Source organism: Enterococcus sp. DIV0236 (genome assembly GCF_050558525.1).
GTDB lineage: Bacteria > Bacillota > Bacilli > Lactobacillales > Enterococcaceae > Enterococcus > Enterococcus faecalis.
Genome location: NZ_CP187891.1, coordinates 518,061 through 544,591, shown reverse-complemented (window position 1 = coordinate 544,591; position 26,531 = coordinate 518,061). Strand labels below are relative to the sequence as shown.

At 36.7% G+C, this 26,531-nt stretch carries 22 protein-coding genes, 1 tRNA gene and 1 riboswitch; of the genes, 4 read left to right on the top strand and 19 right to left on the bottom strand.

From position 1 onward, the window contains the following. Positions 1–82 precede the first annotated feature (82 nt). The 3 genes from IGK27_RS02655 to erfC all read right to left on the bottom strand — a co-directional run bounded on the left by IGK27_RS02655 (position 83) and on the right by erfC (position 4,582). Positions 83–688, bottom strand: coding sequence for a TetR/AcrR family transcriptional regulator (locus IGK27_RS02655; RefSeq protein ID WP_002355664.1), 606 nt, complete (start codon positions 686–688; stop codon positions 83–85). A gap of 409 nt (positions 689–1,097) precedes the next feature. Next, the gene (erfD, locus tag IGK27_RS02650) at positions 1,098–2,867 is read right to left on the bottom strand and encodes a multidrug ABC transporter ATP-binding protein/permease ErfD (RefSeq protein ID WP_002358756.1); all 1,770 of its coding nucleotides are present in this window, start codon (positions 2,865–2,867) and stop codon (positions 1,098–1,100) included. Next, the gene (erfC, locus tag IGK27_RS02645) at positions 2,867–4,582 is read right to left on the bottom strand and encodes a multidrug ABC transporter ATP-binding protein/permease ErfC (RefSeq protein WP_002364772.1); all 1,716 of its coding nucleotides are present in this window, start codon (positions 4,580–4,582) and stop codon (positions 2,867–2,869) included. The genes erfD and erfC overlap by 1 nt, the downstream gene beginning before the upstream one ends. Positions 4,583–4,835: 253 nt before the next feature. Here erfC and IGK27_RS02640 point away from each other — a divergent pair, with 253 nt between their 5' ends. Continuing rightward, positions 4,836–5,498: a TetR/AcrR family transcriptional regulator gene (locus tag IGK27_RS02640; protein ID WP_016626815.1), complete on the top strand. Its 663-nt coding sequence runs from the start codon at positions 4,836–4,838 to the stop codon at positions 5,496–5,498. An 80-nt stretch (positions 5,499–5,578) separates the two neighbouring features. Here the strand turns inward: IGK27_RS02640 and IGK27_RS02635 are convergent, their stop codons facing one another. The 7 genes from IGK27_RS02635 to rpoN all read right to left on the bottom strand — a co-directional run bounded on the left by IGK27_RS02635 (position 5,579) and on the right by rpoN (position 14,315). Next, positions 5,579–6,370 (bottom strand): alpha/beta hydrolase, encoded by a 792-nt coding sequence (locus IGK27_RS02635; protein ID WP_002355660.1) that lies wholly within the window; start codon positions 6,368–6,370, stop codon positions 5,579–5,581. 38 nt (positions 6,371–6,408) lie between these two features. Next, the gene (locus IGK27_RS02630; protein WP_002355658.1) at positions 6,409–7,875 is read right to left on the bottom strand and encodes an MDR family MFS transporter; all 1,467 of its coding nucleotides are present in this window, start codon (positions 7,873–7,875) and stop codon (positions 6,409–6,411) included. Between the two features lie 171 nt (positions 7,876–8,046). Beyond that, positions 8,047–9,231 carry a methionine adenosyltransferase gene (gene metK / locus IGK27_RS02625; protein WP_002355656.1) on the bottom strand — a complete coding sequence of 395 codons (1,185 nt, stop codon included), beginning with the start codon at positions 9,229–9,231 and terminating at the stop codon, positions 8,047–8,049. Further along, positions 9,229–9,324: riboswitch (SMK box riboswitch) on the bottom strand. (Overlaps the previous gene by 3 nt.) Before the next feature lie 75 nt (positions 9,325–9,399). Next, complete coding sequence (locus IGK27_RS02620; protein WP_033626532.1) at positions 9,400–10,092, bottom strand: hypothetical protein; 693 nt, start codon at positions 10,090–10,092, stop codon at positions 9,400–9,402. After that, on the bottom strand, positions 10,085–10,780 hold the full coding sequence (locus IGK27_RS02615; RefSeq protein ID WP_002407720.1) for an ABC transporter ATP-binding protein: 696 nt from the start codon (positions 10,778–10,780) through the stop codon (positions 10,085–10,087). The genes IGK27_RS02620 and IGK27_RS02615 overlap by 8 nt, the downstream gene beginning before the upstream one ends. A gap of 125 nt (positions 10,781–10,905) precedes the next feature. Then, positions 10,906–12,783, bottom strand: coding sequence for an acyltransferase family protein (locus IGK27_RS02610; RefSeq protein ID WP_033626531.1), 1,878 nt, complete (start codon positions 12,781–12,783; stop codon positions 10,906–10,908). A gap of 200 nt (positions 12,784–12,983) precedes the next feature. Beyond that, positions 12,984–14,315 (bottom strand): RNA polymerase factor sigma-54, encoded by a 1,332-nt coding sequence (gene rpoN, locus IGK27_RS02605; protein WP_002361288.1) that lies wholly within the window; start codon positions 14,313–14,315, stop codon positions 12,984–12,986. A 58-nt stretch (positions 14,316–14,373) separates the two neighbouring features. Between rpoN and IGK27_RS02600 the strand changes: the two genes are divergently transcribed. After that, a tRNA-Arg gene (locus IGK27_RS02600) sits at positions 14,374–14,445 on the top strand. 656 nt (positions 14,446–15,101) lie between these two features. Here IGK27_RS02600 and IGK27_RS02595 read toward each other — a convergent pair. The 6 genes from IGK27_RS02595 to IGK27_RS02570 form a co-directional block, all read right to left on the bottom strand. Further along, complete coding sequence (locus IGK27_RS02595; RefSeq protein WP_002355647.1) at positions 15,102–15,302, bottom strand: cold-shock protein; 201 nt, start codon at positions 15,300–15,302, stop codon at positions 15,102–15,104. A gap of 233 nt (positions 15,303–15,535) precedes the next feature. Further along, positions 15,536–15,943, bottom strand: a complete 408-nt coding sequence (locus tag IGK27_RS02590) for an NUDIX hydrolase (RefSeq protein ID WP_002361287.1) — start codon at positions 15,941–15,943, stop codon at positions 15,536–15,538. 25 nt (positions 15,944–15,968) lie between these two features. Beyond that, complete coding sequence (locus IGK27_RS02585; RefSeq protein ID WP_002363211.1) at positions 15,969–17,756, bottom strand: glycerophosphoryl diester phosphodiesterase membrane domain-containing protein; 1,788 nt, start codon at positions 17,754–17,756, stop codon at positions 15,969–15,971. Positions 17,757–17,785: 29 nt separating this feature from the next. Beyond that, positions 17,786–18,295, bottom strand: a complete 510-nt coding sequence (locus IGK27_RS02580; protein ID WP_002363210.1) for an SA1002 family membrane protein — start codon at positions 18,293–18,295, stop codon at positions 17,786–17,788. Between the two features lie 173 nt (positions 18,296–18,468). Continuing rightward, positions 18,469–18,852 carry a bacteriocin gene (locus tag IGK27_RS02575; protein ID WP_002358745.1) on the bottom strand — a complete coding sequence of 128 codons (384 nt, stop codon included), beginning with the start codon at positions 18,850–18,852 and terminating at the stop codon, positions 18,469–18,471. Positions 18,853–18,876: 24 nt separating this feature from the next. Next, complete coding sequence (locus tag IGK27_RS02570) at positions 18,877–22,698, bottom strand: isopeptide-forming domain-containing fimbrial protein (RefSeq protein WP_131501857.1); 3,822 nt, start codon at positions 22,696–22,698, stop codon at positions 18,877–18,879. 464 nt (positions 22,699–23,162) lie between these two features. Between IGK27_RS02570 and IGK27_RS02565 the strand changes: the two genes are divergently transcribed. After that, positions 23,163–23,567: a DUF1622 domain-containing protein gene (locus IGK27_RS02565; RefSeq protein ID WP_002386155.1), complete on the top strand. Its 405-nt coding sequence runs from the start codon at positions 23,163–23,165 to the stop codon at positions 23,565–23,567. A 19-nt stretch (positions 23,568–23,586) separates the two neighbouring features. On the opposite strand, the gene IGK27_RS02560 is transcribed toward IGK27_RS02565, so the two are convergent. Next, positions 23,587–24,105, bottom strand: a complete 519-nt coding sequence (locus IGK27_RS02560; protein ID WP_002355635.1) for a hypothetical protein — start codon at positions 24,103–24,105, stop codon at positions 23,587–23,589. A 195-nt stretch (positions 24,106–24,300) separates the two neighbouring features. On the opposite strand from IGK27_RS02560, the gene clpP reads away from it, so the two are divergent. Continuing rightward, a complete protein-coding gene (clpP, locus tag IGK27_RS02555; RefSeq protein ID WP_002355633.1) occupies positions 24,301–24,894 on the top strand; it encodes an ATP-dependent Clp endopeptidase proteolytic subunit ClpP in 594 nt (197 codons plus the stop codon). Between the two features lie 44 nt (positions 24,895–24,938). Here the strand turns inward: clpP and IGK27_RS02550 are convergent, their stop codons facing one another. Both IGK27_RS02550 and IGK27_RS02545 read right to left on the bottom strand, forming a co-directional pair. Continuing rightward, positions 24,939–25,457: a DsbA family protein gene (locus IGK27_RS02550; RefSeq protein ID WP_002361283.1), complete on the bottom strand. Its 519-nt coding sequence runs from the start codon at positions 25,455–25,457 to the stop codon at positions 24,939–24,941. A gap of 111 nt (positions 25,458–25,568) precedes the next feature. Further along, on the bottom strand, positions 25,569–26,492 hold the full coding sequence (locus IGK27_RS02545) for a PEP phosphonomutase (protein ID WP_002361282.1): 924 nt from the start codon (positions 26,490–26,492) through the stop codon (positions 25,569–25,571). Positions 26,493–26,531: the final 39 nt, after the last annotated feature.

Here is a 26,531-nt window from a genome sequence, read left to right as displayed (position 1 = left end):
AATCAATAATTATTTATCAATTGATAAGTGAATTTTACAAAAAAATAGAGAAGTCTGTTTTCCAACAGGGCTTCTCTATTTTTTATTTGTGACTTTTCAGAACGCCATGTAGCATAAATTGAATGAATTTTTTGACATCGTCATCCACTGTTTTTCGCTGGTACGTTTTTTCAATACTTAATAATGCACTAACGTTATATAAAATAAACCGAGTTGCATCATCTACACTGATGCCCTCTTGTAAGCAATTGGTTTCAGGTTCACTTTCAAAAATAGCCGCAATATTATTGATATAGGTTTTTTTGAAAATTTGATACAGCGTACGATTGTAATCAGGGCCCATTTCTTGAAACATATCGTTCAACATTAAGAAAAGATTGGTCGGATGTTCATCTAACAAAACTTTGATTAATTGATAAAGTTTTTCTTCTACTGATGCATTTCCAGAAACAATTGGGACTAATTCTTCCTGAACACGGGACGTTAATTCTTCAATCACAGCTAAATACAGTTCTTTTTTATTTTTAAAATGGTGATAGAGATTCGGTTGGGTAATGTTCGCTTTTAAAGCAATTTCACGAGTGGAGGTATTTTTGAACCCCTTTGTCATGAATAATTCAGAAGCGACAGACAAAATAATTTGCCGTGTACGTTCTAAATCAGCTTTGCGTTTATTTGGCTTTTCCATGGTTTTCTCGCCCCCTGCTGCTTTTTATTTTAGCATATTCTCCGGCAAGAAACGAGAGACCTTTATACAAAAAACGAAAAATATACAATCAATGTGCCTACTATTTGGAGAAGAATCGCGCAATAATACCACCGCTGCAAATGTATCAGCCAGCCTTTTTCGCCCCCAAGATAAATCAACCACTGCAGTCCATATAAAAAACTATTAGCCAACAACCAAAAAAGTAGTGCCGATTTTGTCCATCGATTCTCTCTGAATACACTCAGTACAAATAAAGTATTTAGCACCAAAAACGTGCGCCGTAATTGCCGTACATTCCTCATTTTTTCCATTGACATTTCTCCTTTTTCTATTTAGCATAGCAAAAAAAGAAGCAAATGAGAATGACTCATTTTGCTTCTTTTTCAACTTATTCAAAAACAAATTGATTTTTATAAAGTTCCGCATAGAATCCATCTTGTTCAACTAGTTCATGGTGGTTGCCTTCTTCAATGACTTCACCGTCTCGTAAAACAATAATCCGATCCGCATTTAGAATCGTTTTCAAACGATGGGCAATCACAAAACTGGTGCGCCCTTTAATTGCTTCGTCCATCGCTTTTTGGATTTTGGCTTCTGTTACTGTATCAACATTACTTGTTGCTTCATCCAAAATTAATAATTCTGGATTGGTAATAATCGTTCGTGCAATACTTACTAATTGCTTTTGTCCCGTACTGAAAAGGTTATTCTCTTCCGTAATCTCAGTATCGTAGCCTTGCTCAAGATTTACAATAAATTCATGGATATTCGCTTGTTTCGCTGCTTGAACAATTTCTTCATCCGTGGCCTCTGGCTTACCAAAAGCAATATTCTCACGAATTGTTCCTGAAAATAGAACGGACTCTTGCAAAACAATGCCTACATGTGAACGCAAGCTATCTAAATCCATTTCACGAATGTCCACACCATCAAACGTTACGGCGCCTTCATTCACATCATAAAAGCGATTCATTAAATTCATAATCGTTGTTTTTCCTGAGCCTGTCGGTCCGACTAAAGCGACCATTTCACCTTTGTCCACATGAATAGAAACATCTTTCAACACAGGCGTTTCTGGATTATAGCCAAAAACAACATGATTTAAAGCCACAGCTTTGTTAATCTCTTCTAATTTTTCGCCATTTTCGGGACGAATTTCATCTGGTTCATCAAACATCTCATTTAAACGACGAGCGCCTGTAACAGCTAATTGAATCATGCTATAACCTGAAGAAATTTGCATCAATGGTTGATAATATTGTTGGGAATATTGGACAAACATAACGACCAAACCTAGCGCAGCGGCACGATCAACAGAACCATTGATTGCTAACCAACCACCAAAGAAAATAACAATTGCCGTATTGACTAATGACATTCCTTGCATCATTGGGAAAAGTAATCCTGAATACACTTGACCTTTATACGTAGCTGCACGAACTTTTTCATTTTGCTCTAAAAAGCCGTCAATGGTTTCTTCTTGTAAGCCATTAGTGATAATCACACGTTGCCCACTAATTTTTTCATCCATATAGCCATTTAATTTACCCACTTCATCTTGTTGTAAATCGACATATTTGCGCGCCTTGCTAATCACAAAGACCGCAATTAAAATCGCAATCGGCGTAGAAGCAATTGTGGCCCATGCCAGTTCCACATTTTGACGGAACATCATGATTAAGACACCAACCAATAAGGCAATATTGGTTAATACTTGTAGCAACGCTTGGTTTAAACTGTTTTGGATGTTGTCTAAATCACTAGTAAAACGACTTAAAATTTCACCATCTTGATGAGAATCAAAGAAACGAATCGTCAATTTTTCTAATTTGTTAAACAAACCAATCCGCATGCGGTTTGTTGATTTCCCCACGACTTGTGTAAAGAGAATACTATAAATGAAACTAGCGGCACTAGTTAAGACATAAAAAATGAGTAGTTTCCAAATGACAGAAACGAACGCACTTTTATCGTCTTTTCCTTGCATCACATTAACCGCATATTTCGCTAATTCCTGAATAGCTTCCCCAACGAATTGCGGCGCTTTGACTTGTAAATAAGTCGCTGCGAAAATTGCTAAGAAAATAAAGAGGAAAGAAACTTTGTAACGTTTTAAATAATGATAGAAAAATTTACTAGCTTTTATTAAATCAGTCATTAAGCTTCCTCCTTTCCTTTTTGAGTTTCGTAAATTTCTTGATACACGGGGTTCGTAGCTGCTAATTCTTCATGCGTGCCTTCCCCGACTAAACGTCCATTATCCAATACTAAAATACGATCTGCATGGACAACAGAAGAAATTTTTTGGGCAATAACGATCGTGGTAGTCTCTTTTAACTCTTTATCCAACGCTTCTCGGACTAACCGCTCCGAACGAGCATCCAACGCGCTGGTACTATCATCTAAAATCAAAATTTTAGGCTCACCAATCACACCTCTAGTAATTGATAACCGTTGTTTTTGTCCACCAGAAAAGTTATTACTCCGTTCTTCGACGGGTGCATCATAACCTTCTGCTAATTTTTCAATAAATTCCTTGGCTTGGGCGATGCCTGAAGCCCGTTCCATGTCCGCTTCAGAAGCGTCACGTTTACCATGGCGTAGATTTTGCGCAATCGTTCCAGAGAACAGGATTGCTTTTTGCAACACAAAGGAAACTGTTTTTCGTAAACTGTGTTCGTTCACTTCTCGTAAATCGACACCACCAACTTCAATCTTTCCTTCTGTCGGATCAAATAAACGTGGAATTAATTGTGCCAACGTAGATTTACCAGCGCCAGTTGCGCCCACAATCCCAATCATTTCACCTGGCTGAATAGAGAAAGAGATGTCTTTCAAGGTATCTTCTTCATCCCCAGGATAACGGAAAGATACGTGATCAAACTCAACACTACCAATTAACTCTTGTTCTGGGACTTTTTTGTAGATAACATCTGGTTCTGTTTCCATCACTTCTTTAATCCGCTTAATGGAAACAGCGGCACGAGAAGTCATCATCATCATCATTCCGCCGATAATAATCGCCATCATGATTTGCATTAAATAGTTCATAAAGGAAGCGACACCACCAATTAAAGTTGGATCATCCTTGACTAAGTTACTCACAAAGAAAATCGAGCCTACAACGGCTAAGTTCGCCACCAACATAAACGCTGGAATCATCACAGCAAATAAGCTACCTACGATTAAGTTATGGGTGGTTAATTCTTCACTCACTTTTGTAAAACGTGACAATTGATTTTTTTCTTGAACAAATGATTTGACGACACGAATGCCTAACAAATTTTCTTTTGCAATACCATTAATCTTATCAATCAAGTTTTGAATAATCATGAAATGCTTGCCCATTTGCGAAAAGGACAGCATAGAAATCAAAATAACTGCGATGACAAGTGCAACAATCACCCACCATAGTTGTGGCAAGGTTAGCATCGCTAAAATAAAACTCCCGATAAATAAAAAAGGAATTCTAAAAAGTGTCTGCAACGCAATCATAATGACATTTTGAATTTGAGTAACGTCATTTGTTAAACGAACAACTAAGTTACCTGCTGAAAATTTTTCGATATTGCCAAATGAAAAGGTTTGGATTTTGCGGAAAGTTGCTTCACGAATGTCAGCACTGACACCTTGGGCAACTTTGGCAGAAAAAATTGTATTAATAACCCCTGCAACGAGTCCTAATCCTGCAATGGCAATTAATTGAATCCCTAAGTTTTTCATTTTGTCGCTATCGTCATTCATAATTGCTTCCAACACTTGTTGTAACAATTTTGGTTGCCAAAGTGCTGAGACAACCATTACGATCACCGCCAACAAGGCAATAACTACCGAGCCTTTGTATTTTTTGGCGTGTTGAATAATAAGGTCCATCTTATCCCTACTTTCTTAAAATAGTTCCCTGCTTCTTCAGTGTTGGTCTGCGAATTCTTCCCCATTACAAAAAAATCAATTTGCTCATTGACTTCACCAATTTAACACTGTAAAATAAGGCCGATTCATAATTTACCATTTTTAGTGGTAAAATACAAGCGAACAAGTTAATTTTTCACAAGTTTTTCCTATCATAAAGTGTACCTTCTTTTTGATAAACTTACGAAGATAACGTTTAATAGGAGCTAAAATCATGGAACCGAAATTATCAAAAGACACGATTATTGCAGCCGCATTTTCTTTGTTAGAAAAAAGTCCCACTTTAGAACAACTTTCTATGCGTAAAGTCGCCAAACAGCTTGGTGTACAGGCGCCCGCAATTTATTGGTATTTTAAAAATAAGCAAGCCTTACTTCAAAGTATGGCTGAAGCGATTGAAGAGCACTTTCAAGAACCTGCATTATGTGGTGAATGGTATTCTGACTTACTAGCCTTCATGGAAAACTATTATGATCTCTATCAACAATTTCCCTGTGCCGTAGCTATCGAAATCCAAACCGTCCCTGCCTATCCCCAACGATTACGCCATTTAAATCAAATGATGGGCATTTTAAGAGAAGCAGGTTTTTCACCAGAAATGACTCATTTAGCAGTAACGTCTTTACAACATCTTTTATTTGGGATGATTATGGACGCAACGGAGGAAAAACAGCTCGTTTTGCAAGTGTTGAACGGAGATGACTATTTAAAAGAACAAGTGCTGCACATGAAACAATATGTCTCCGACAATGGGTTAACATACATGGAGGAAAGCATTCAATTTCGGCGCTCCATTCACCAAAAATCCGCCTTTATTCAAGCTGTTAAAACCTACTTAGATGGGTTGCAAGCAGATAACACCTCTTCATCTAAATAAAAAAAGCCCTTGGTCCGTCAGTCGAAATGACTGACGGACCAAGGGTTAACTTTTAAAATAAATAGCGAAAACTACTTTCTCTATTTTGGTATCGGTAGCCAAGCCAAGGCTTTTTGAATCCATTCATCCCAGAACACCCAGTCATGTTCTCCTGGTCCAGTTTCAAAAGTGTAACTTGCCTGTGCCTGTTCCAACGCTTGAGCCATCTGTTGATTAGCAGAAAGTAACATATCTTGCTCCCCACAACAAAGGTAAAATTGGGGCATTTCTGTTTGGCTTTCTACTAATTGTTGTAATAAATACAGCGGATCGTGAATGGAACCTTCAATTTGATCTAACGGGCCAAAAATACCTTCCCAATAGCTTCGCTTACGGACTTTTAATAATTCCCCAAAACTAGTGGATGATAAACTAACTGCCCCAGACAAAGAAGCAACGGCTGCAAAAGATTCTGGTTTCGCTAATCCTAATTTCAAGGCGCCATAACCACCCATTGACAAACCAGCGGCAAAGGTTTTTTCTCGCTTTGTACTTAACTGCGGAAAGAGTTGATGACAAATTTTCGGTAATTCTTCTGAGATAAACGTCCAATAGTTCATATCGTATTGCGTGTCCGTATACCAAGCTAAATCCGTGGACGGCATAATGACAGCAATCCCCAAATCAGCGACATACCGCTCAATAGAGGTTCTGCGAGCCCAGACACTGTGATTCCCTCCCATCCCATGTAATAAATACAACACGGGAATATCTGTCAATGCTGCTTGGGTACTTGTGCCCACTTTTTTTACCGTTTCTTGTGGTAAAATTACGTTCACATTCACTTCCATTTCCAATACATTTGAATAAATATTTGCTTGTAAAAAGGCCATCTACTTTTCCCTCCAATACTCTTTCTATTAGTGTACCACTAAACCTTCGCTCGTTGCGCTTTTGCGAAAATATTTAACAAAAGAGCGACAACAACTAAGCCCGCACCGACTAAGTAAACATTATGCAGACCTGCATAGAGGATACCGCGTAATGGTTTTAACAACGCAGCTGGAATTAAATTTGCAGTATGTGGATTCACTAATTGATTCATGACATCTGCATCGACGTTTAACGCGCTCGCTTCCAATTTCGCAAACATTCCTGCATTTAAAATCACACCAAAAATTGACACCATCACAGTCTGCCCAATTGTACGCACCAACGTATTAAACGATGTTGCAACCCCCATTTTTTCAGGCTCCACTGTACTTTGTGCTGTCACCGTAGTCGTTGTGATAGTAATCCCAAAACCAACTCCTAAGACAGAAGACACTACAAAGAAAAGCCAAAACGGAACGGCCATTGGCATTACCACTAAAAAGATGGCCCCGACTAATAGAATCGATAACCCAATCGTTAAGACTTTTTTCATAGCATATTTTTCCATGAAGCTACTTGCTATAAATGATCCAGCCATCCAAAGTAACGACATAGGCGCTAAAACTAAGCCACCAATTCCTGCACTTTTTCCTAAGACACCTTGCATCCACATCGGAATGTAGACATCAATCCCCATTAAGAAACCGCTAATAAGCGCTGCAATAAGATTTACTAAAACAAACGTTGGTTGATTAAATAAATGCAAATCAATCACTGGGTCTTGCGCGCGTTTTTCTATCATCACAAACGCTACAAAAAAGAGCACACTCAAACTTAAACAACCAAATGTTACTAATGTAAAACCATTATCGCTAATCATTTGAAAACCTAGCAATAACGTTAGCAGCACGGCCATCAAAGTAACGCTGCCCAAAATATCCATTGGCATCTTGGTCCGTTCCCGCTTTGGTTCAACTAAGAAAATACTAATCAAGCCCAATAAAACAAGTCCAATAGGAACATTAATGAAGAAAATCCAATGCCAACCGACTGTATCTACAATAAAACCACCTGCTAACGGACCAAAAATACTAGCAATTCCCCAGGCGGCACTGTTTAAACCTAAAATTTTCGCTCGCTTGTCCAATGTATACATATCGGCAATAATCGTTAACGCAACTGGTAAAATTGCGCCTGCCCCCACACCTTGAATTGCGCGGGCAATAATTAAAGTCAACATATCTTGAGCAAAGCCACACAACGAGGAGCCCAAAATAAAAATGATAATGCCAATCATGAAGACAGGTTTGCGACCAATTTTATCCGCAAGTTTCCCATAAATCGGTGTTAACATCGCATTCGTTAATAAATAAATTGAAAATACCCAGTTCATAATTTCCATGCCATGTAACGAGCCGACAATCGTTGGCATCGCAGTAGACACAATGGTCCCTTCAATGGCTGTCATAAATGTTGCCACAAAAACACTCACCGTGACTAACTTAACATTTGTTTCTTTTGCCATTTGTTCACATCCTTTTCTATTCAATTGTCAATTTTCTAAATTGCTCCATAGCTATTCTATACAAAAAAGAACAAAATGTCTTAAAAAAATGCTTTTTCATAAAAAAATTATTACAAAAAAAAAACAAGAAGTCAGCCAAGTATTGGCTGACTTCTTGTTTTTTTTATTTAATTATTCAGCTAAACTAGCTTTTAACGCTTCAACTTTATCTGTTTGTTCCCACGGTAAATCAATATCTGTTCGACCAAAATGACCATAAGCCGCAGTTTGTTTATAAATTGGGCGACGTAAATCTAGCATTTCAATAATACCTGCTGGACGTAAATCAAAGTTTTTACGAACTGCTTCGATTAATTTACTTTCTGGAAGATCACTCGTACCAAACGTATTAATAGAAATAGACACTGGTTGCGCCACACCAATTGCATAAGCTAATTGGACTTCTACTTTTTTCGCCAAACCAGCAGCAACAATGTTTTTCGCGATATAACGCGCAGCATAACTAGCAGAGCGGTCAACTTTGGTTGCATCTTTTCCAGAAAAAGCACCGCCGCCATGACGAGCATAACCGCCATAAGTATCAACGATAATTTTACGACCAGTTAAGCCGGCATCTCCTTGAGGGCCACCGATTACAAAGCGACCAGTTGGGTTGATAAAGTATTTTGTTTCATCATCTAAAAGTTCATGAGGAATCACCTCATTGATTACTTGTTCTTTAATATCTTTTTCGATTTGTTCTAAGGTTGTTTCATCATCATGTTGTGTACTGATGACAATCGTATCCACACGTTGTGGTTGACCTTGATCATCATATTCCACTGTTACTTGAGATTTTGCATCAGGACGTAAGTAAGGTAAGACTTTTTCCTTCCGCAATTCTGCTAAACGGCGAACCAAACGATGACTTAACGCGATCGGTAATGGCATTAATTCCGGTGTTTCGTCAACGGCAAAACCAAACATTAAGCCTTGGTCACCAGCGCCAATATCGTCTTTTTCATCTTGATCACGCACTTCTAAGGCTGCGTCAACCCCTTGAGCGATATCAGGTGATTGCTCATCGATTGCTACAAGAACTGCGACAGTCTCTCCATCAAATCCATATTTTGCTCGTGTATAACCAATATCTTTCACAGTTTGACGAACAATTTTTTGGATATCTACATAAGCTGTTGTAGAAATTTCTCCAAATACTAGGACTAAACCAGTTGTTACGGATGTTTCACATGCCACGCGGGCCATCGGATCTTTCTCCAAAATCGCATCTAAAATTGCATCACTGACTTGGTCAGCTACCTTATCTGGATGTCCTTCTGAAACGGATTCTGATGTAAATAAATGTCTTTCTGTCATAATGTTATTCCCCCTAAATAGTTTCGGTTACAAGGCATCTTTAGTAAGTAACGACAATTACTTGCTAAATCCTTTCGGGAACTTGTAACAAAAACAGTATACCAGATATCTAAAAAAAAAGCTTAGGTTTTCAAGAAAATCATTAACCTATTATAAATTTCTATCACACTATTCAATAAAGAATAGCGAATTTTTAACTATCTTACTTGTTGCCATAGTCAGCAAAATACTACAACTTATTAAAAACAGAAAATAAAGTAAAATCTTTACTAAAGAAAACTGTACATTGAATAAAATATAGGCACTTGCGAGAATGCCACCTAAAGTCAGCGAACAAAAAACAGAAAGATACTCTGCCACCTTTTTATCTTTGATAATTACTGAAAGCAATAGAACTAAACTTCCTAACAGGTAAGTAATAAAAGGTAAAGTAACTATGTTCTGTAGTGCCAATAGATAAAGATATGGACTCTTTTGGTTATTTAAAATAACAAGACTAATAAGTAGTTGAAACACTTGAAAAGGTACACTAATCATTACAGCAACCACTATTTTCCCAACAACTACCCTAGTTATACTGACAGAAGACAGAAGTAATAGAGGTAAGGTCATTTGCTTTTTTTCTTGAAGCATTGTACTCATGATAAACATAGCAGCAAAACTACCGGCCAAAGTAAAGCTGGAAAATAAGTTAGCTTCATTTGGCAAAACAATTCCTTCTGAACCGCCGCTTTTACTAATGAAAACTGTAAAAAAAATCAAATAAAGCATTAAACCGAAATATTTCCAAAGATGACTTTTTAATTCCAGAAACTCACGTTTAATCACTACTTGGATTTCATAAAAAAATTCTTTATTCATGGCGTTCACCTACTTTTTCCAAATAGATTTCTTCTAAATTGACTCCTATATTTGGCTCATTGAAGCAGACTTTTCCATTATTTAATATTAAAAAATTAGTACATATTTCTTCAACGAAAGCTAAATCATGACTATTAATGAAAATGATTTTTCCTGCTTCTTTTAAATGAATAATTAATTGTCGTAACTTCTTTTTCATTTCTGGATCTAAAGCATTCGTAGGTTCGTCAAAATAATAAGCTTCACTCTCTCTTAAAAAAAGCATTGCTAAAGCAACTCTTTTTTTTAATCCCTGTGACAATTTATCTACACGTTTAAACTCATAGTCTATTAATCCAAATTCTTTTAACACTTGTGTCAATTTTTTTGACTTTTGTTTTTCCCCCGACAGCTCCAATTTAAAAAGTATATTTTCTCTGACTGTCAGTCGTTCATAGAAACCACCCATTTCCGGAAGATATTCTACTTTTTTTATATAATTATGTACTACACCTTTGCTCGGCTTCAGCAAGCCTAAAACTAAATAACTTAGTGTCGTTTTTCCCGCACCGTTGTGCCCGAGAATCCCCCAACATTGTCCTTTTTCGATTTTCCAATTAATATCTTCCAAAACAAAATAATTTTTTTTGTAGAAAAAACTAATATCTTCAGCATAAATTTCGCTGTTTTCACTCCGATTTTCTCTCATTATCTACCTCCTATAAAAACGATGATTATTTATTTATCGTAACGTAAACACCATATTTTGTAAACGATTTCTTTATCTGCAACAAAAAACTTCCAGCCCCTTTCATCTGAGCTGGAAGTTTCTTGCTACTGTAAAATTTTCTCCGCGATAAAGTGTGTATATTGCTCGCCACCTGCCACATTTGGATGAACTCGGTCATCATAAAACCAATCATCATGGGCGTTACTATAATTAAACCAGTCAATGACCGTTAAGTTATCGTATTTTTTGTCCATTTGACTAAGTAAACTATTTACTTGATTTTGCCATCTTCTAGTTGGAACGCGAACATTAATCCAATAAACTTTTCGATTACCTAACGCTTTCATAAATTCATCAAATTGTGCCTCTGTAAAAGGACCATTCGTACCTAAACTCACTAAAACAGTATCTTTGAGCATTTTCTTTTTGTCTAGTTCACCAATTAGTGAAATGCTACTATACAATTGACGGCCCACTTCCCCATCGATAATCATTTTAGGGAAAATATCTTGTAACCCGCTAGCACCATCTAGAATAACAGAATCACCAATAGTTGTGATTTCTAAATTCTGCGCTTTTTTTACTTGCTCTGGTGTGAGTTGTGTGGGTAGAACGTCTTGGCTTTCACTCGGTTTTGTACTACTTTCTGTGGACGTGCTACTATTTTTCGTGCCACTTTCTTGGACTTCTTTTTTACGTTCTTCAATTTTTTGCTGATTTTTCGCAATATTTTTTTCTAGTTGCTCTTGTTGCGCACTTTTAGCGTTTGCTGGAGCCACAATTAAACCGAATACTGCAATCACGCTAATCACTGTCATAAAGGCCATTGTCCCTTTTTCACGAAGGTCCCACGGTTTCCGTAAGAACTCAGTGAATTGAGTCCAGACATCCTTATAAGACAATCGTGTCAGTGGATGTTCGATAAAACGATAAGACAATTCGCTCACGACTAAAATTAATGCTATTTCAACCAATGAATGTAGAAAAACATGGTCCGATAAGGTCTTAATTTTGGCCTCATAAAAAATCATGATTGGGAATTGATACAAGTAAATGCCATAACTCCGTTTACCTATCCACGTAAAGACTGGATTCGTTAACCAACGATTCATATCTGCCCCTGGATGTGCAGTGACGGCCACTAAGACAGTGGCTGCCAAACTAATTAAAAACATGCCGCCATAATAAACAAAATTTGTATGATCTGATAATGTTAAAAAGGCTAACACTAAAAGAACTAAGGCACTTAAACCAGCGCCATTTAAGATTTTTTTAGAGGCTTCTGGAATTTCTTCTTTCAAACGTGTGCTTGGCCAAACATACGCCAATGCACTACCTAGTAAAATAGAAAAAACACGTGTGTCTGTTCCATAATAGACACGTGTAGGATCTGCGCCAGGAACATATAAAACGGCCATCAGCGTCACCGAAATTAAGGCGCCGATTAAAACTAAACTGAAAATTCGACCGCGCTTACGAACAAAGCGTTCCAGAAGAATAAAAAGTAATGGCCAAATTAAATAATTTTGCGCTTCAACTGCCAATGACCAAATATGTACAAATGGCGATTGTGTCGCAAATCCATCAAAATAAGAAAACCCTTTAAGAATTTGCCACCAGTTGTTGTAATAAAAAACACTACTAGCGACAACGCTGCGAATATTGTTTAATAAATCCTGCTGAAAGAGTGTAATATAACTAACTGCACTTAAAAGCATCACGATTAATGCTGGATACAGCCGTTTCATCCTTCGCACATAAAATCCTTTTAAATCAATGGTCTGATTTTCTGCCCATTCTTGCCGCAACAAGTCGTTAATAAGATAACCTGAAACAACAAAGAAAATCGGAACACCTAAGTAGCCACCTCGCATGACTTGGGGAAAAAGGTGATACAAAATCACGCCAATTACAGCGATCGTCCGAATGCCATCAAAACCTGTAATATAGCGTTTTTTCTTGCTATTTGCTGTCTGATTCATTTGTGCTTTCCAACTTTTCTATAAAATTATTCTTTTCCTTTATTTAAAGAAGCAAGTAACTTTAATATACGTTTTTTCCTAGGAAATGGCAAGCAAACTTTGCCTCCTTTAGGCTTTTTTTACAATTCAAAAAACCAGCATTTTTTAAATCACAAAAAAACAACCAAAGCTTATGAAAATCACTCATAAGCTTTGGTTGTTTACTCATATCGTTTTCGTTTAGATGAAGATGGAATCCCTAGGGCTTCACGATATTTTGCTACCGTTCGCCGGGATATTTCCATGCCTGAATCTTTTAATCGCTCGACTAATTTTTGATCAGATAACGGTTTACTTTTTACTTCTTGATCAATTAATTTTTGTAGTTGCTTTTTAACCATCGTTGTTGAGACATCCTCGCCATCTTCTTCTGATGAAAGAATACTTGTGGAGAAGAATGAGCGCAATTCAAAGACGCCAAACGTGGTTTCTAGATATTTTCCATTAACCGCGCGACTAACTGTCGATTCATGAATAGACAAAGCATCCGCAATTTCTTTTAAAGTCATTGGTTTTAATGGCCGATCTGCTTCTAAAAAGAAGGCTTCTTGACGACGCACAATTTCTTGCCCTACACGTAAAATTGTATCCCCCCGCTGATTCACTGCGCGCTCTAACCATTCAAATTCGTTTTTCTTATCCTTAATATATTCTTGGACTTCTTTGTCGTCAGTCTCTTGCATTCGTTTGAAATAATTTTCTTGAAAATTTAATGTCGGTCGACCGGCTTTGTTGGAAATCACCACTATTCGATCTTCCTTGATTCGGACAGTTAAATCTGGTCGAATATACAATTCCTCGGTCGCATCAAAAATATTCCCTGGCGCTGGCGATAACGTTTGTATATAATCAAAGATCAATTGAATTTCTGCTAATTCAATTCCGAATTTTTTAGCTAACGGGCCCCATTTACGACTCACTAAGGCATCAAACTCTTCCTCCAATAAAATATACGCTAAATTAGGCGCGGTATCGTCTCGTTCTGTTTGTAGCATCAAACATTCTTGTAAATTGCGTGCCCCCACACCTGCTGGATCTAGCTGTTGTAACAAAGTTAATGCATCTAGCATTTGAATGGCGCTTGCTTCGGTTTTCTCTGCCGCTTCTTCTAACGAAATCGTTAAATAACCATTCACGTCTATATATTCTACTAAAAACAATACCAATGTTCGCAAGTATGTATCGCGGTAATTCAAATGAATTTGATCAATTAAAGACTCAAATAATGATAAATGATAGTCTGGAATTTGATTCATATAATTATTTTCTTCGTCTTGGTTGGTGTAAGAACGACTAGTTATCGGAAAATCTGTGGTGTACTGCGTGTCTACTTGTAAATCAATTAATGGATTCTCTAGTGCTTTCGCTTCAACAAAGGCAGCCAGTTCTTCCGTATTAAATTGTAAAATTTGAATGGATTGTTGAAGCTGTTGAGTCATGGCCAACTTCTGGACTTGTTTTTGTTGTTGGGACATTCGTTGCTCAAATTTCATTATTTTCGTCCTCCCTCTTGTAATTTTTGTCAATATCAGCTAAACTAGTATTCGTGCCGCGCCCTTAGTGTAGTGGATATCACGTAAGATTCCGGTTCTTGAGACGGGGGTTCGATTCCCTCAGGGCGCGTTATTTAAATATGTTGATTTATCAACGTTTCTGGACACTCTTTATTCATCTAAAGAGTGTTTTTTTCTTGTTTAGGAATGATTTTTCTATCCGTATTTTTTTCAAATGTTGCTTGTGGCAAGCTCAATCGCACTTAACGCGACAACATTTGTTCTGCTTCAGCTACAAATCCAATAAGGTTAAAACTCCTCCGTTCCTATTGTAACGCATAACGTTTCCTTTTTCTATCTGCTAAACAAAGTATTACGACAAGCAAACACCTGCTTCTCTCTTAAAGATCCCTTTCTGATTATATAGTAAATTGCTTTTAATTTGTTAATTATTTTACCTAAAACTTGATACCCTAATTAAATAAAGAACCTGGGGCAAAAATCACTTTGGATTTTTGTCCCAGGCTTAAAACCTGATAATTGGCGAGAACAGAACCGTTCAGCTCCGACCTCTAAAATACTTAATTAGAAATATGCTACCCGCAATCACACCAATTATGATTACTAGCCAAAATAATCCACTTACAAGTAACAGCTCAGTTAAGGTCATCTTCAGATTCTCCTCCTTTAAATGGCCTCTGCTTTGTTTTGCTATGTAATTAATGGCGAGATCAGACAACAGCTATCAAAAAAACGGACCAACACGTGGTCCGTTTTCATTCATTATTAAGCTTTTACGATGTTCGTTGCTTGTAAGCCGCGTGGACCTTCTTCAGTATCAAAAGTTACTGCTTGGCCTTCGTCTAAAGTTTTAAATCCATCTGATTGAATAGCTGAAAAATGTGCAAATACATCATTGCCATCTTCACCTGTAATAAATCCAAAACCTTTGTCTGCGTTAAACCATTTTACTGTACCGTTGTTCATATATATTTCCTCCTAGTGCATAAAAATATGCAAGTTATTGCAAAAAATGTTGAGTGGCAAAAGGAGAAGTATAGTTTTTAAATATATAACTCAAATTACTTATCAAAATTGATTACTTAATTACTATAACACATTTATTAGGAATAAACAATGCCCACGACTTTTCCTTGGGCTTTCTAAACTAATCAAAGATGCGCTTGACAAAGCCCTAGCAAAAGACACTCCTATTCTCTCTATTTCCAGTTAGTTTTGTTTAACTTTAAATAATCGCTACGCGCCAAATAATCAAATAGCGGAGCTAATCCTGGTGAAAAATTTACTTCCTCAAACCGCTTAATAAATTGTACGCCTTTAATTTTATTTGGTTCGTTCAGCGTAACTTTTCCTTGGGCTTGTTTGGCAAAATAAAAATGTCCTTGCCAAACGATTGAATCAAAAACAAGTGGTCCAGTAAAAATTTCTTCAAGTTCAGTAATTTCCACTGCTAATTCTTCTTTCATTTCACGAATCGCACATTCCAGCGCTGATTCACCAAGTTCTTGTTTTCCGCCAGGGAAATTCCAAGTGTCTGGCCGATCTTTTAAAATAAGAATTTCATCTGATTGATTTTTAAGAAGTACTCGCGAAAATTCTTTTTTCATTTCGTTTAACCCTCTTCTTCATTTTTTATTGAGAAGCCACACTTGGCAGCATAAAAATATAATGCAAAATACGATCCGCATACGATGGATTTTTTTCAAAGTCATTGACTTCTTCATTGACTAACTCCAAATCATCGGTAATCACTCCAGCAACGTCCATAAAGAGCATTTTACTTAATACCTCTGAGTCATTAACTGTCCAAGCATAAACTGCTTTTTTCTGTTGGTCAGCTTTTAAAATGAAAGTATCGTTCAACGTGGTAGCTTCCATTGTATACAAATCAGCTTGTGTTTCTGGAAAAGTGAAATTATAGGGCAAAATAAAACTTACTTTTACTTTTGATTTGGCTTTTTTAAACGCTTTGATCACATTGTAGTCGAGAGATTGAACCTGATGGTTATTCTTTATCAAAGGACGTTCATATTTTTCAATAAAGTTAGATAGCGCACCTTGACTATCTTGTTTAGACGTTTTAATTTCTACTAGTAATTTTTGTTTGGCTTGGTTTGCTTTCGCTAAATAATCATCAAAACTGGCAATTGGTGCTTCTTGGCCATTTTCTTTAACGGTCATTTTTGTTAATTCAGCCAACGTAAATTCTTGCGGCGTGCCATCAACGCCGGCGAGTTCTTGAAGGTTTGCATCATGCATCACAACAAATTGATGGTCTTTGGTTTCTTGAACATCAATTTCAATATAATCTGGTTTAAATTTAATGGTTCTTTCCATAGCAGGAATAGTATTTTGTACGCCATTACTATTGGTGACCCCTCGATGCGAAATAATCAAAGGTTTTGATTCTAATAGCCCTGTTAAGTAAACAGCGTTGAAAATTATATAGCCGCCAAAAATGGTGAATAGTCCTAGGCCCATTCCGATAGTCACTAATTTATTACGTTTCGTTTCTTTGTCAAAGGCAACTTTTGTCGTCGTTTCTGCTTGAACATTTAATTGTGTATATAAGAAATTAATCAGTAATACTGAAAGCCAAGCATTAGAGACAAACTGTAAAAATTGGACAACCGTTAAATTTAAAATACCACCTAGCAAACTAATGGTATCGCTCAAGGTATCTAACTTCAACTGTAGAAGATAAAGTAACACATAAATAACATACGTTGAAACAAATACCGCAATCGTCACAAATGCAATATTACGAATAATGAACCATAATCGTTTGTTTGTCATTGACCAACTAGCCTTAACTGCCTCGCCCGCTTTTTTTCTCTCCAGAATCATTAATGGAAGCGTGTAAATGAAACGAATAGCTAAATACCAGACTAATAACCCAAAGGCCAGTAACCCAACCAAGTAAGGAATTCGTTGGGACAAAAATTCAACAATAAAATCTGGAATCACAAATTTCGTCAATAGATTACTTTGGAAAATCAGGTTACCAAAAGGGACAATGACAACAAAATAACCGAAAAAGAATAACCACGAACGGGCACCTTGCTTTTTAAGAACCTTAAAAGATGCCTTGGTAACTCCTTTAAAATGAAAGCGATGGTCTTGCCGTATTTGAAAAATCCCTAATAATAAAAAGGTAAACTGATAAAAAACTGCACCTAAAAAAAGTAACAACAAGAGAATTAATAACACCAGAGCAAGCGGCTTTTCTAACAATAAATTCAGGTTATTAAACGAAAGATAAGGAATACCTTGAGTTTTTAGTGCGTTGGAAGTAGCCCAACTAAAAGCCCCACCCACCAATAATAATAAGACATTTAAAGTAAAAAATAACCATAAATACTGCAAGATGTCTTTAAAAAATTGCCTTGTTCCATTTTTAAATGTTTGCCAAGCAGACATACAAACTCCTCCATTCTAAAAGTATCTGATTAAAGTTCTTCCATACGAAGCCTAAATAAAACAACGGCAATCCAAATTGAAATAAATGATGGCAAAATAACAATAATGATTGCGACTGGCTCATCAATAGTTCCTTGTAACGTATTTTTTACTTCTGAAGAAACAATAAACTGATCAAAAATCACTTGATAAATAGTAACATAAATCAATACCCATTGAATATAATATTCAATTATTTTCATTAAAGCGATGGGTAAAACAATTTTTTTCGTCGTTAAATTCAATAAAAAATATAACAAAAGACTCGTACTGATGATAACGACTATCCCTAAAAGAAATAACGACTCTAACCGCTGCCCTATTACGTTTGCAACGACCATTGTTAATAATAAATACATAGCTACCGAAATTAAGATGCTCACACTTAGCATAACAGAAAACAAAAGTAATGCCTTAAGAAAAAGCCACTTATCAACTCTTTTATTTCCAATCAATAAACCTAAAAGAATCACCGACAAAAGTAAAATCAATTCAATCATTCGTTCCTCCTCCCAAAACAAATGAAAACAAATTCATATGTTTGCGTTTATTTTATCAAACCAAAATGGATTTGTAAAACATTTCACATGTTATTTAATAAACGACTATTACTAGAAAAAAGACAAGCCAAGTTTCCTTTATTTAGGAAACTTGGCTTGTCTTTTTATTCTTTTTACTTCGTTATTTTTTGATAGTTTGCGAATAATTGATTCGCATCTCCTTCTCCATCAATTTTCTTGAGATGGCCGTTATCTATTTTAAACATAGATGGCACATGTAAAACTTTATTTTCTCGGATAAATGTTGACCATTCCTTCATGGTCTCTTTGTTGGTTAATTCTACATAATAAACCTGTTTAGGTGCTTGTAATAGTTTCTCGAAATCCTGACAATCTGAACAGTTTTTCTTTTTTAAAACAACATAAAATGTTTCGCCAGAGTGTTTTTTTTCTTGATACTCATTGAAACTTAATTCCTTTTTATGCGGAATAAATGTAAAACCTACCAACAAACTAAGTAACAAAATTAACAGACTGAACGAAATTTTTTTATTCATGTTTTTTCTTCCTTTTTAGTTTGTCTAATTTTTTCTTTTTTTATTTTTTGTTATGCCAAAGCTAATAGCCACTATAAGGACAATTAAACCTGCGATCATGTAAAGTGGATTTACTGTTGTATTAGTCATTGGTAAATGAATTCCTTTACTTGCTGATTTTCCAAAATTGACTGGGTTCGTTGGTGCTTGATGATTTGTAGGCGTCAACGGTTTTTTCGGTTTTAGCGGTTGTTTAGGTTCAGGTTTTTTTGGGTCTTCTGGCGTTGGTGCAGGCGGTGTTACGGTTGGCTTGTTGGAATGCAACACGTCACCTTCGTTGCCAAAGTTTAAGTCGGCTTGGTTGGGAATCCCGCCTTGTTCAATATAAGGCGCTAATTCTTCATCCGTTGCGTCAGTTTTAATTTTAGTGGTAATAGTCATTGTGTATGTATGACCAGCTAAGTAAGAGTAGCTGTCATCTTTTTTGTTCATAGTAAAAGTTACTTTGTTATTTTCTTGTGTTACTATGCCATTATCTGTAACATCTTTGCCATTTTCATCAGTAACTTTCACGTCTGTGATGTCTAACACTTTATTAATGTCATCCACCATGCTGGCTTGGGTCCATGTGCTTGTTTCGTTACCGAAAGCTGTTTTGACGTTCCATTTAAATTCTTGGTCACGGTTGGTTAAATCTAAGTGATCTTGACCTTCGATATCTTTTGTAATCGTTGGATCTTCTGGCGTTGGTGCAGGCGGTGTTACAGTTGGTTTGTTGGAATGCAACACGTCACCTTCGTTGCCAAAGTTTAAGTCCGCTTGGTTGGGAATGCCGCCTTGTTCAATATAAGGTGCTAATTCTTCATCGGTTGCGCCGTCTTTAATTTTAGTGGTAATAGTCATTGTGTACGTATGTCCAGCTAAGTATGAGTAGCTGTCTGCTTGTTTGTTCATTTCAAAAGTTACTTTGTTATTTTCTTGTGTTACTGTGCCGTTAGCTGTAACATCTTTACCATTTTCATCTGTGATTTTTACATCAGTGATATCTAGCACTTTATTAATGTCGTCCACCATGCTGGCTTGGGTCCAAGTACTGGTTTCGTTACCGAAAGCTGTTTTGACGTTCCATTTAAATTCTTGATCGCGGTTGGTTAAATCTAAGTGATCTTGACCTTCGATATCTTTTGTAATCGTTGGATCTTCTGGCGTTGGTGCAGGCGGTGTTACGGTTGGCTTGTTGGAATGTAACACGTCACCTTCATTGCCAAAGTTCAAGTCAGCTTGGTTGGGAATCCCGCCTTGTTGGATATAAGGCGCTAATTCTTCGTCCGTTGCGTCAGTTTTAATTTTAGTGGTAATAGTCATTGTGTATGTATGACCGCTTAAATAGTCATAGCTGTCTGCTTGTTTGTTCATTTCAAAAGTTACTTTGTTATTTTCTTGTGTTACTGTGCCGTTAACTGTAACATCTTTGCCATTTTCATCTGTGACTTTTACATCTGTAATGTCTAACACTTTATTAATGTCGTCCACCATGCTAGCTTGGGTCCACGTGCTTGTTTCGTTACCGAAAGCTGTTTTGACGTTCCATTTAAATTCTTGGTCACGGTTGGTTAAATCTAAGTGATCTTGACCTTCGATATCTTTTGTAATCGTTGGATCTTCTGGCGTTGGTGCAGGCGGTGTTACGGTTGGCTTGTTGGAATGTAACACGTCACCTTCATTGCCAAAGTTCAAGTCAGCTTGGTTGGGAATCCCGCCTTGTTGGATATAAGGCGCTAATTCTTCGTCCGTTGCGTCAGTTTTAATTTTAGTGGTAATAGTCATTGTGTATGTATGACCGCTTAAATAGTCATAGCTGTCTGCTTGTTTGTTCATTTCAAAAGTTACTTTGTTATTTTCTTGTGTTACTGTGCCGTTAGCTGTAACATCTTTGCCATTTTCATCTGTGACTTTTACATCTGTAATGTCTAACACTTTATTAATGTCGTCCACCATGCTAGCTTGGGTCCACGTGCTTGTTTCGTTACCGAAAGCTGTTTTGACGTTCCATTTAAATTCTTGGTCACGGTTGGTTAAATCTAAGTGATCTTGACCTTCGATATCTTTTGTAATCGTTGGATCTTCTGGCGTTGGTGCAGGCGGTGTTACGGTTGGTTTGTTGGAATGCAACACGTCACCTTCGTTGCCAAAGTTTAAGTCAGCTTGGTTGGGAATCCCGCCTTGTTCAATATAAGGTGCTAATTCTTCGTCCGTTGCGTCAGTTTTAATTTTAGTGGTAATAGTCATTGTGTACGTATGACCGCTTAAATAGTCATAGCTGTCTGCTTGTTTGTTCATTTCAAAAGTTACTTTGTTATTTTCTTGTGTTACTGTGCCATTGGCTGTAACATCTTTACCATTTTCATCTGTGACTTTTACATCTATAATGTCTAATAATTGGTTAATATCATCTACTAAACTGGCTTGGGTCCAAGTGCTTGTTTCGTTACCAAAGGCTGTTTTGACATGCCAATCGAAACTATCTTCACGATTGGTTAAATCTAAGTGCTCTTGATTTTCGATATCTTTTGTAATCGTTGGATCTTCTGGCGTCACGTCACACGCATGCGCATTGTCATTTTTAGGAATCGTCGCTTCTGGAAATTCCTTAGCAATTGTTCCTTGATTCATTGTCCCACTACTTACAAGGGTTGCTGCATCGATCGCTGTATTTTCTTTGACTTCGTAGTGAATCGTGATGTTTCCTACGTAACCTTCTGTACTAGTTGCTGAAATGGTTTGTCCGTTAATTTGAACAGGCACATCATTTCCAGCATCGTCCGTAGCGGTCGCCGATTGAATATCAAATTGATTGGCAATCGTTAATGAAGCTGTTGCTGGTGTCGATTGCGCCAGACGATCTTTGACAATTTGTTTTAATTGGGTTGTAAAATCATCAATAGATTGGCTTGTAATAAAATCTTCTGGTGTGCTAGACCCTTGTTGCAACTCTTGTTTTACAAAAGGACCCACTTCTGTTTTATATTTATCAAAGTATGAATTCACTGAACTTAAAGATTCAACACTTTCCCAATACGCATTAATCATTTCATAGCCTTGGTTAGTAATTTCTTGGTTTAACGCTAAAACTTCTGCTGCTGCACCTTGATAGTCATTACTATACTCAACCGAAACTTGAAAAGGATGTCTTGGATCTGGATATTCATTGATTGAATCATTGGTGTTGGTTTTATGCAAGTAACCATCTAAACGTGTATTAGCGACCCCATCTGTCACTAATAAGAAATATGTTTTTCGATTCGTTAAATCTCCGTGTGTTTGATTGTACGTATCTAAAGCAAGTTTCAATCCTGAGGCAGTTGGTGTACCACCATACGTCCGAACATCTCCAAATCCAGAGACAAATTGGCTTTTATCATGGGTTAATTGAGTATCAACACGCACATTCATATCATAATCAGCTGAATTAATTTTTACTTTTCCATCAGGAAATATAAATTGTTTTCCGCCACGATACGAAGCCAGCATCACACGGTCTTGATCAGATAATCCTTGAACCACTTCATCAATCGCTTGCCTTACATGTGGAAAATTATCTGAAAAACTACCACTGGCATCTTCAACAACCACTAAATCAACCGGTTCCGTTTCACCCGCTTGAACTGGGAAAGCAGCTTGTCCTTCCAATATCCGTTTACAGTCAGCCAAACTGTCGTCTTTCACTTTCACCGTATTGGTCATTCCTTCTGTATCTCCTGCTTTAACCACTCCTTCGGCTAAAGCCAATGTGGGACTGAAATTTCCCACAACTGTTCCAGCGACAATCACCATTGTCGATAATAATTTCGTTGCTTTCTTAAACATTTTAATCCTCCCTATTTTCTTTCGCTAGTGTTTGGGACACTTGCTTCTCTTTACTTCAACTACAGCTCCTTAAATCTTTCATCAAGTCGATGTGTCTCCTTATTTTTGTGACACATCTCTTACTCAATTTCTGATTCTATCACCTTTAAAGGCTAAAACTTGGCAGTATTCGGCTCTTGAAAACGTAAAATTTGTCTTTTAAAAATTAATGAAAAGACTATCCACTGACAAAGTTGGTTTTTACTTACTTTTTGCTACTTGATTCCTTTTAAGACTCTTTTTTTACACAAAAAAAGTAAAAGAACCTTTACAGTCCTTTTACTTAATTGTTAGATGCTATTCATAAATTTCTTAGTTTTGTTCTATAAGCTGAATAATTTAGCCTGTTTATTTCAACAATATTTGACGTTAGTCAGCCGTTTCGTTATAGTTAAAGAAAAGGCTTTTTGGTAGGAGTGAATACGATGAATGAGTGGCCCCATCAGTTAATGACGCTTTTAACCCCACTTTTTGAGCTATGTATTTTAGGACTGAATGTTTTTTCGATTATTGTTTTAGTTTGGGGTGTTTGTTTAGCAGGAAAAGATTTCATTAAAAGTGAACGACAAAATCAAAGCCGCTTTACCTTAACCAAAATGAATACGTTCATCAAAAACTTCCTTGGTAGCTACATTCTGTTAAGTTTAGAAATTTTAATTGCTGCTGATATTATTGAATCCATTGTCAAACCAACTTTTCAAGATATTTTGAAATTGGCAACCTTGGTGATCATCCGTACAGTTATTTCTTATTTCTTACATAAAGAAATTGAAGACACTATGACCGATATGGAACAACAAGAAAAAGAACCAGATACCCAAAAAAATTAGCGGGTACGCTGGTTCTTTTTTATTTAATCGCTTTAAAATAATGAAGTGGTTCGTTAGACAAACGCTGCATTTTACGTTTTTTATCTTCAATAATTGCTAAAATCTCGTCTGAAAAATTTTCCAAAATAACACGGCCGCCTTTATAGGTGTGACCACCCATTTCAGCAACTTCGCTGGCCGTCAAAATGACTTTACGATGCGCAATTTTTTTGAAAAATTCTTCAATTAAGTACGTCGGTAAGTAAAAATTATTTTGAGCAGAAAATGATTCCAAATAAATAAAATCATCGATGCTGATGAAACAATCATCCATCGATAAGTATTCAATTGATCTGTCTATATATAATTCACGCTTTTGTAAAATTTCTTTGACTTTTTTATTTAATAAATTCAATGATTCAATTTCTTTAACCAAATGTTCTAGTTCACGATAACGTACTTCTTTTCGCTCTTTGTAAGATGAATGTAAGGCGGCACTTGCTGTGACTATTAGCGCACCGACGATTACACCGACCATTCCGGCGATAAAAACAAACATATTTTTCCCCTCGCTCTTTTCTAATTTTCCATTTTAGTATAACATAATCCAAAAGTTTCGGATAAAAAATGACACAAAATTTTTCAAGCGACTTCGTTGACCTTTATTGACCAAAGAGGTATACTTTTCATAGGCATTCAAAGTGCTTTGTGATAGAATGACTTTAAAAGTTTCTTTATATAGGAGGATTTACTTATGAATTTAATTCCAACAGTTATTGAACAATCATCTCGCGGTGAACGTGCTTATGACATTTACTCTCGTTTATTAAAAGACCGCATCATTATGCTAAGCGGCCCTATCGATGATAATGTGGCAAACTCAGTGATTGCACAGTTATTATTCTTAGATGCCCAAGATTCAGAAAAAGACATTTACTTGTACATTAACTCTCCTGGTGGCAGCGTTTCTGCAGGCTTAGCGATTTTCGATACCATGAATTTCGTTAAAGCGGATGTCCAAACTATCGTATTAGGAATGGCAGCTTCTATGGGTAGCTTCTTATTAACAGCTGGTCAAAAAGGCAAACGTTTCGCTTTACCAAATGCGGAAATCATGATTCACCAACCACTTGGTGGCGCTCAAGGGCAAGCAACAGAAATTGAAATTGCTGCTCGTCACATTTTAGACACTCGTCAACGTTTAAATTCAATTTTAGCTGAACGAACTGGCCAACCAATTGAAGTGATTGAACGTGATACCGATCGTGATAACTATATGACTGCCGAACAAGCAAAAGAATATGGTTTAATCGATGAAGTAATGGAAAATAGTAGCGCCTTAAATTAAAAATAAAAAAATGGAAACAGCGACAGTCGCTGTTTCCATTTTTTTTATTTTTCAATGTATCCACGTAATTCTTCTTCAGTGACACTTTCGTCAAAGATATGCTCACCAATGATGATCGTTGGTACAAATTGAATGTGCGCCGCATTGGCTTCAGCAATCACTGCGGAAACAAGCGTTGCATCTTTTTGTTCTTTTAAGCCCAGATTTTTTTCAGCATACGTCGCTACTTCTTCTAAGGTTAAGTTTCCCCATTCATCTTGCGTAGCAAACATTTTATGCAATGCTGACAGCGCTTGTTCAGGCGCTGAATAGTCAATGTAGTGATGCATCACATTGCCGCGTTGTAAACTTTCTTTTTCTTTATCAAACAACTTAATGATACGTTCAACTTTACCACTTTTGACAGATTGTGCTAACAGTTCCTCAGACTCTTCAAACCATTTTCTGCAATAAGGACAGCGAACATTGATAAATTCTATCATTTTGACAGGGGCATTGCTCTCACCAATGTGAAGCCCTGTTTCTGTGTTAACTTTTGTTGCATCAATTACTGAAATATCCATAAAAACCTCATCCTTTCAAACCTTTATTTCTCTTTTAGTATACCGTTTTTCAATAAAAAAATCATAAGACACGAATTCAAATTTTCTGAATTCGTGCCTCTGTTCACTTTTTTAACGATTAATCGAACGAGCCATTCTAGCAACAGTATGTCTTTTCCCACGTATCGCATCAGAAAGCTCTTTAATATTTTCAATACCAACTAAGCCCATATTGGCATCGCCAATATGTTGAATATCTACGCCTAAAATTTTATTTCTAATGCCGATTGCTTGGATAACTTCAGGTTGAGCACTTTCTTGTGAAGTTCCAATGGCACTCATAACTAATTTTCCTTTTGAATGTGCAAAATCCACAACTTCTTTGACTTGTTGATCATCGATGCCCCAAACCGTGCCGACTGCTGGGACTAAGACAATATCAGCACCCGCTTCAATAAATTGTTCAGCTGATTTTAAACTGACCACTGGTTCATCTACGCCTGAACTGTGCATTTTTCCGGCAATAATGATGCCGTCAAAATGTTTTTTGGCTAAGGCCACGTTCTTAGCAATCAAGTCGTTGGTCACGCCAGTTCCTGGATTACCTGTCAATAAGATAAAATCCAAACCCAGTTCATTGGCTTTTTTGAAAGTAGCTGCTGATGCTTTTCTACCTGGTTCGATCGAAACTCTCGTTGAAGCTAAGTTTAAATTTTCATCAACAGGTTCGACATTCATGCCAATCGGTAAACCGACTAGTTCTTTCAAACGATGAACAACCTCATCATTAGGGACACATGTTTCCGCAGTATATTGCCCTTCATAAGCGGCTACTACAATCGGTTTATTAACATCGAAAACATTCAATAAAATCATGTCTGCGCCATATGCTTTTGACATTTCCGCACAAGTGATATCACCTGCTACGGATGGATGAACTACCACATTTTCCGATAAAATTACGCGCCCTTCGCTCGCTTTAATACTCTGAAACAGCTCTTCTTTTGACATCCGTTTGATTTCTGATGCATTTGCACTAATTAATCGTTGAACCATTTTGACCCCTCCAATAGTTTTTAATGTTTTAGTTAAAAA

Bases quoted from the DNA above. Each gene is read 5' to 3' on its own strand.
- IGK27_RS02655 (WP_002355664.1), bottom strand. From the start codon at position 688: ATGGAAAAGCCAAATAAACGCAAAGCTGATTTAGAACGTACACGGCAA.
- erfD (WP_002358756.1), bottom strand. From the start codon at position 2,867: ATGACTGATTTAATAAAAGCTAGTAAATTTTTCTATCATTATTTAAAA.
- erfC (WP_002364772.1), bottom strand. From the start codon at position 4,582: ATGGACCTTATTATTCAACACGCCAAAAAATACAAAGGCTCGGTAGTT.
- IGK27_RS02640 (WP_016626815.1), top strand. From the start codon at position 4,836: ATGGAACCGAAATTATCAAAAGACACGATTATTGCAGCCGCATTTTCT.
- IGK27_RS02635 (WP_002355660.1), bottom strand. From the start codon at position 6,370: ATGGCCTTTTTACAAGCAAATATTTATTCAAATGTATTGGAAATGGAA.
- IGK27_RS02630 (WP_002355658.1), bottom strand. From the start codon at position 7,875: ATGGCAAAAGAAACAAATGTTAAGTTAGTCACGGTGAGTGTTTTTGTG.
- metK (WP_002355656.1), bottom strand. From the start codon at position 9,231: ATGACAGAAAGACATTTATTTACATCAGAATCCGTTTCAGAAGGACAT.
- IGK27_RS02620 (WP_033626532.1), bottom strand. From the start codon at position 10,092: ATGAATAAAGAATTTTTTTATGAAATCCAAGTAGTGATTAAACGTGAG.
- IGK27_RS02615 (WP_002407720.1), bottom strand. From the start codon at position 10,780: ATGAGAGAAAATCGGAGTGAAAACAGCGAAATTTATGCTGAAGATATT.
- IGK27_RS02610 (WP_033626531.1), bottom strand. From the start codon at position 12,783: ATGAATCAGACAGCAAATAGCAAGAAAAAACGCTATATTACAGGTTTT.
- rpoN (WP_002361288.1), bottom strand. From the start codon at position 14,315: ATGAAATTTGAGCAACGAATGTCCCAACAACAAAAACAAGTCCAGAAG.
- IGK27_RS02595 (WP_002355647.1), bottom strand. From the start codon at position 15,302: ATGAACAACGGTACAGTAAAATGGTTTAACGCAGACAAAGGTTTTGGA.
- IGK27_RS02590 (WP_002361287.1), bottom strand. From the start codon at position 15,943: ATGAAAAAAGAATTTTCGCGAGTACTTCTTAAAAATCAATCAGATGAA.
- IGK27_RS02585 (WP_002363211.1), bottom strand. From the start codon at position 17,756: ATGTCTGCTTGGCAAACATTTAAAAATGGAACAAGGCAATTTTTTAAA.
- IGK27_RS02580 (WP_002363210.1), bottom strand. From the start codon at position 18,295: ATGATTGAATTGATTTTACTTTTGTCGGTGATTCTTTTAGGTTTATTG.
- IGK27_RS02575 (WP_002358745.1), bottom strand. From the start codon at position 18,852: ATGAATAAAAAAATTTCGTTCAGTCTGTTAATTTTGTTACTTAGTTTG.
- IGK27_RS02570 (WP_131501857.1), bottom strand. From the start codon at position 22,698: ATGTTTAAGAAAGCAACGAAATTATTATCGACAATGGTGATTGTCGCT.
- IGK27_RS02565 (WP_002386155.1), top strand. From the start codon at position 23,163: ATGAATGAGTGGCCCCATCAGTTAATGACGCTTTTAACCCCACTTTTT.
- IGK27_RS02560 (WP_002355635.1), bottom strand. From the start codon at position 24,105: ATGTTTGTTTTTATCGCCGGAATGGTCGGTGTAATCGTCGGTGCGCTA.
- clpP (WP_002355633.1), top strand. From the start codon at position 24,301: ATGAATTTAATTCCAACAGTTATTGAACAATCATCTCGCGGTGAACGT.
- IGK27_RS02550 (WP_002361283.1), bottom strand. From the start codon at position 25,457: ATGGATATTTCAGTAATTGATGCAACAAAAGTTAACACAGAAACAGGG.
- IGK27_RS02545 (WP_002361282.1), bottom strand. From the start codon at position 26,492: ATGGTTCAACGATTAATTAGTGCAAATGCATCAGAAATCAAACGGATG.